At 71.5% G+C, this 1,437-nt stretch carries 1 protein-coding gene and 1 pseudogene; one reads left to right on the forward strand and one right to left on the reverse strand.

Annotated features, from left to right (window positions below):
- On the forward strand, nt 1-1,162 hold a 1,162-nt coding region (locus tag G5C62_RS27000), incomplete at its 5' end, for an asparagine synthetase B (RefSeq protein ID WP_164703411.1).
- Here G5C62_RS27000 and G5C62_RS27705 read toward each other — a convergent pair.
- A pseudogene (locus G5C62_RS27705) lies at nt 1,119-1,437 on the reverse strand (hypothetical protein); the annotation flags it as partial. The gene G5C62_RS27000 and the pseudogene G5C62_RS27705 sit on opposite strands and share 44 nt — an antisense overlap.

Consider the following 1,437-nt stretch of genomic DNA (forward strand, 5'->3'; position numbering starts at 1 on the left):
GCACATGCGGGCCGACGTCACGGTCGGCTCGTTCCTCTCCAGCGGCATCGACTCCACCGCCGTCGCGGCCCTGGCCCACAAGTACAACCCGGACCTGGTCACCTTCACCGTCGGCTTCCAGCGGGAGGCCACGTCGGAGGTCGACATCGCGGCCGAGTCCGCGGCGATCCTGGGGGTGAAGCACGTCCCCGTGGAGATCACCGCGCAGGAGTTCGCCGACGTCATCCCCACGGTGGTCTGGTACCTGGACGACCCGGTCGCCGACCCGGCGCTCGTGCCGCTGTACTTCGTGGCCCGCGAGGCCCGCAAGCACGTCAAGGTGGTGCTCTCCGGCGAGGGCGCCGACGAGTTGTTCGGTGGCTACACGATCTACCGCGAGCCGCTGAGCCTGGCCTGGGCCACGAAGCTGCCGGCGGTCGGGCGGCAGGCGCTCGGCCGGCTGTCGAGGCTGGTGCCTGAGGGCGTCCGCGGGCAGAGCCTGCTGGAGCGCGCGTCGCAGCCACTGGCGGAGCGGTACTACGGGAACGCCCGGAACCTGAACGCCACCGAGCTCGCCCAGCTGCTCCCCGGCCGCGACCCCGACCTCTCCCACGTCACCGTCACCGAGGCCCTCTACCAGCAGACCCGCGAGGCCGGCTACGACGACGTGACGGCGATGCAGTACGTCGACCTCTTCACCTGGCTGCGCGGGGACATCCTGGTCAAGGCCGACAAGATGACGATGGCCAACTCCCTCGAGCTGCGGGTCCCGTTCCTGGACCCCGAGGTCTTCGCCCTCGCCAGCACCCTGCCGCTGGAGATGCGGGTGCCCCGCCGCGGGGACGCGACCAAGTACGCCCTGCGGCAGGCGATGCGGCAGATCGTCCCGCCGAAGATCATGAACCGCCGCAAGCTGGGCTTCCCGGTGCCGACGGCGGAGTTCCTGGCCGGCCCGTTGCACGGGTGGGCCCGGGACATCGTGACCGCCAGCCAGACCGACGAGTGGCTCGACCGCGACCACGTGCTGGGTCTGCTCGACCGGCTGCGCGAGGCAGAGGTGCCCAGCAAGCGGATCGCCCGGCAGGTCTGGGAGGTGCTGGTCTTCATGATCTGGCACGGGATCTTCGTCGAGGAGCGGATCACCCCGGAGATCCCCGAGCCGGCCTACCCCGTCCGGATGTGACCGTCCGCCGGAGAGTCGCCGCGGCCGGCGGCCTGCTGACCGCCCCGCTGCTGACCGGCCTGCTGATCACCGCCTGCTCCGGCACGGACGGCGAGGTGCCGGGCGATCCGGTCCGCACGTCCACGGCACCCACGTCCACGAGACCCACGTCCACGTCGTCGTCGGTCAGGTGCTCGGCGATCAGCTCGTGCAGCCGGGTCAGCCCGGCGATGCCCTCGGGCAGCCGGGCCCGGCCCAGTCGGCGCCCCTGATCGTCTTGCACCTCGACGTCATGG

Source organism: Modestobacter sp. KNN46-3, from assembly GCF_011039295.1.